We start from the raw sequence: 4,326 nt of genomic DNA, 5'->3' as shown, positions 1-4,326 counted from the left end.
CCCGCCATATCGAAGAGCTCAGCTTTGAACATATCTTTGTCTTTACGACCAATAAACATTCTTGCAGGAAATTTATCAATCTGTCCGGAAGCATCATCCTTGTTAAAGTCAATTTCTGTATTCTTCGATTTTTGAAAATCCCGGTATCCTTTTTTAAGCAATGTCGTTCCGCTTATGGCAAATACACCAGAATAAAGAAAGGCCAGAGCGATACTGCCTGCATTAAAAGTGAAAAGTCCGATAAAGAAAATAAAGGCAACTCCGACTAATAATCCTCCAGCCATCATTTGTTTTCGTGCGTCTTTTTCTATGTAAGTTTGTACATTTGTCATCACTTTTTCACCTTCCTCTCTTACTATATACGTTCATAAGAGAATTAGGTTTCAAATTAGTTTGTAAGAAAATCTTTCAAGTTTATTTCCTATACTGTAAAAAAAAGATGACCTCCCGCCAGGAAGGTCATCTTATCTTTAAACGTATTCAACGGGGTTAACCGCTTCTTTCAGCAGCAACTCCAACTCTTCCTTATAGTCACTCTTCTGAGCTTCTGTGTAGTTCAATTCTTTTGCCATATAATCTATAACGGCTTCTTTATGCTCGTGGACCCAATGAATATTGAAGAACAAGGCTCCTGTACGGCGAATAAAGAAGTCTACAGGTTTATAAGTCAGTTCAGCTTCCAATCCGTAGACGAGTTGGGCAAAGACGATCGGGTCAATTCCGGCTTCTTCTGCATCTTGTTTTCTATTTTTATAAATGTGGAAAACTGAATCGACATTGGATCCGTAAAGACGAACCAGTTTCTCTGCTTCCTCTTTACTCATGCCAATAGATTCGCCAATCTGGATGCGTTCTTTTTTAAACTGCTTGAAGCCTTTAGAACCGCCAACATCTCCGCCGGAAATCGGCATATGTTTCGTCTCTGAGTCTGAGTAACGAATGCCGTACTCTTCCATCAACTGATCACGGACAAGATCAACGGCTGTTTGAGCCATCTTACGGTATCCCGTAAGTTTTCCTCCTGCCATGGAAATAAGGCCGGAATCTGAAACAAAGATTTCATCTTTTCTGGAGATTTCAGATGGATCTTTTCCATCTTCATGAATAAGTGGACGCAATCCCGCCCAGCTGGATTCTACATCGTTTGCCGTTACTTCTACACTCGGGAACATTGTGTGAATGGCATCTAGAATATAGTCACGATCCGCTTCTGTCATTGTAGGGTGGGCAATTTCCTCTTGATATTCTGTATCTGTTGTTCCCACATACGTCTTCCCATCTCTTGGTATCGCAAAAATCATCCGGCCATCAGGGCTGTCAAAATATACGGCTTGTTTAAGCGGAAACTTCGATTGGTCAAACACAAGGTGGACACCCTTCGTCAATTGAAGTGTCTTGCCTTTTTTCGAGCCATCAATTTCTCGAAGCTCGTCGACCCATGGTCCACCAGCGTTAACAATTTTCTTCGCTTTCACATGATATTGTTTCCCTGTAACGGTATCTTCAATTTTTGCACCATGGATAGTGCCGTTTTCGTTATAGATAAAGTCAACGACTTTAGCGTAGTTTGTGGAAGAAGCGCCGTACTCCACAGCTTTCTTCATAACTTCTAACGTTAAGCGTGCATCATCCGTTTTATACTCCACATAGAATCCTGCGCCTTTTAGTCCTTCCTGCTTAACAAGAGGCTCACGCTCGATAGCTTCTTCTGCAGAAAGCATCGTACGGCGTTCGGATTTTTTAACGCCTGCTAAATAGTCATAAACACGAAGGCCGACGTTCGTGCTGAATGGTCCAAAATTTCCGCCCTCATGAAACGGAAGCATCATCCATTCTGGCGTTGTTACATGTGGTCCATTCTCATATACAATTTCACGCTCTTTTCCGACTTCAGCGACCATTTTCACTTCAAACTGCTTCAAATAACGAAGTCCTCCGTGAACGAGCTTCGTAGAACGACTGGAAGTACCTGCAGCATAGTCCTGCATTTCTACAACCGCTGTTTTCATGCCTCGGCTTGCAGCGTCAAGTGCAATACCAGAACCTGTAATTCCTCCACCTATGACAAGGACATCCCATTCTTCTTGGCTTAGTTGGTCAAAGTGTTCTTGGCGTTCATAACTTGAAAATGATTTCATGTTAGATCTCTCCTTCTATAAACTATCGTCAATAAGTATGGTCGTCTGATACGTTTATTCCCCAAAATGCCTAGAAGTATGTGTGAGAATGTGCATCTTTATGGGTGCCTCTCGAGTTGATAGTTTTTACTATTTTGCTGCAAACCATCCTCTAAAATCTGACTGTGAATAAAAAAGAGACCACGAAAGTCTTTATGCCTATACATAAAGTTCCGTGGTCTCTCCGTATCTCCGACCGTTTGCATTAACTTGTATCTTTATTATAGCAGAAAGGCAAGTGGAGTCAAAGCATTAATCCATCTTAAAAATGCGTGTCGCCTCAACTGCTTTTTGCCAGCCACGATAGAGATCGTTACTCTTCTCTTCGTTCATCATAGGCTCGAATTCGCGCTCTACTTTCCACTGATTCTCAATGGATTTACGGCTATCCCAGAATCCGATGGCCAAGCCAGCCAAATAGGCAGCTCCAAGAGCGGTTGTTTCACTGACTTCTGGACGCTCAACCGTCACATCCAAAAGGTCACTCTGGAATTGCATCAACAGATTGTTTTTGACTGCGCCGCCATCTACGCGCAGCTTCTTCAGCTCAATCCCGGAATCTTCGACCATGGCATCCACAACATCTTTCGTTTGATAAGCGAGTGACTCTAATGTGGCGCGGACAAAGTGGGCACGAGTCGTCCCTCGAGTCAATCCGAATACGGCACCACGCGCTTCACTATCCCAGTAAGGGGTACCTAGTCCGACAAATGCGGGAACAACATACACACCGTCCGTTGAGTTTACTTGACCTGCAATCTCCTCACTTTGAGGTGCATTCTCGACCATGTTTAACCCATCTCTCAGCCATTGAATAGCTGAACCGGAGACAAAAATACTTCCTTCCAACGCGTATTCGACTTTTCCGTCTACGCCCCATGCAAGAGTCGTTAATAAACCGTTGTCTGATTTGACTGCTTCCTCTCCAGTATTCATGAGCATAAAGCCACCGGTACCATACGTATTTTTTGCCATGCCCTTTTCAAAACACGCCTGGCCGAATAAGGCCGCCTGTTGGTCACCGGCAATTCCAGCAATCGGTACTTCTTTTCCATAAAAATGATAATCAACTGTGTGGGCGTAAACCTCTGAAGATGGTTTCACCTCTGGCAGCATACTTTTAGGAACCCCTAAAAGATCAAGAAGTTCATCATCCCATTTCAGGTCGAAGATATTATACATCAATGTACGTGAGGCATTGGAATAATCCGTCACATGAGCTTTCTTACCAGACAGTTTATAAACCAACCAGGTGTCGATCGTACCGAACATCAAGTCACCGTTTTCAGCTTTTTCCCTGGCTCCGTCCACGTTATCCAAAATCCACTTAACTTTCGTACCAGCGAAATATGGGTCAAGAAGAAGACCGGTTTTGTCTCGGAACGTATCTTCCAGTCCCTGATCTTTCAGCTCATTACAAATGTTCTGCGTCTGCCTTGATTGCCAAACGATCGCTCGATAGATCGGTTTTCCGGTGTTTTTGTCCCAAACCACTGTTGTTTCTCTCTGATTGGTAATGCCGATACCTGCTATCTGGTCAGGCTCGACATCTCCACGCCTCAACACGTCCGCAATGCAGGCTAAAACAGAAGTCCAGATTTCATTTGCATCATGTTCCACCCACCCAGGTTTAGGGAAATGCTGGTCGAATTCTTTCTGACCTGTTTCAACAATCTCTCCATCGTGATTAAATAAAATCGCACGAGAACTCGTCGTTCCCTGGTCGATCGATAAAATATACTTCTCCATGATTCTATTCCTCCTTTAGTAGATTTAAGTCGTTTGGACTTTTTTCAGCTCGACTCTCATAGATGAGAACAAGAGACCTAAGATAATGACAGATCCGACCCAAAACCAAACACTCGGATTGCCTTTGAATATAGATTGATAAAAAAGACCTCCGTATACGCCTCCGATGACCGGACCCAGGACAGGTATCCAGGAATATCCCCAGTCCGATCCTCCTTTACCGGGGATCGGCAAAACGGCGTGTGCAAGCCTCGGACCAAAGTCACGCGCGGGATTGATTGCATACCCTGTCGTAGAGCCGAGCGACATCCCGATCGCAACAATCAGCAGCCCAACAATTAATGGGTTCAAGCCTTCCGTGAATTCGTTTGCCCCTATAAACAGGATTCCTATAACTAAA

The 4,326-nt window shown here is 43.9% G+C and carries 4 protein-coding genes; all 4 read right to left on the bottom strand.

Translation table 11 applies throughout. The features are described from left to right. Window positions 1–332 (bottom strand): hypothetical protein (locus tag LD39_RS21250; RefSeq protein ID WP_156112711.1); only part of this gene is annotated, 332 nt, incomplete at its 3' end. A gap of 138 nt (window positions 333–470) precedes the next feature. Then, entirely contained in the window at window positions 471–2,138 is a 1,668-nt protein-coding gene (locus LD39_RS21245) for a glycerol-3-phosphate dehydrogenase/oxidase (RefSeq protein ID WP_035553684.1), read from the bottom strand. Window positions 2,139–2,429: 291 nt separating this feature from the next. Then, window positions 2,430–3,929 carry a glycerol kinase GlpK gene (glpK, locus tag LD39_RS21240; RefSeq protein WP_081988549.1) on the bottom strand — a complete coding sequence of 500 codons (1,500 nt, stop codon included), beginning with the start codon at window positions 3,927–3,929 and terminating at the stop codon, window positions 2,430–2,432. Between the two features lie 21 nt (window positions 3,930–3,950). Then, window positions 3,951–4,326 (bottom strand): MIP/aquaporin family protein (locus tag LD39_RS21235; protein ID WP_035553678.1); only part of this gene is annotated, 376 nt, incomplete at its 5' end.

Source organism: Halobacillus sp. BBL2006, assembly GCF_000786645.1.
Lineage (GTDB): Bacteria > Bacillota > Bacilli > Bacillales > Halobacillaceae > Halobacillus.
This window is presented reverse-complemented; position numbering and strand designations above follow the sequence as displayed.

Coding starts and splice junctions, on each gene's coding strand:
- LD39_RS21245 (WP_035553684.1), bottom strand. CDS start 2,138: ATGAAATCATTTTCAAGTTATGAACGCCAAGAACACTTTGACCAACTA.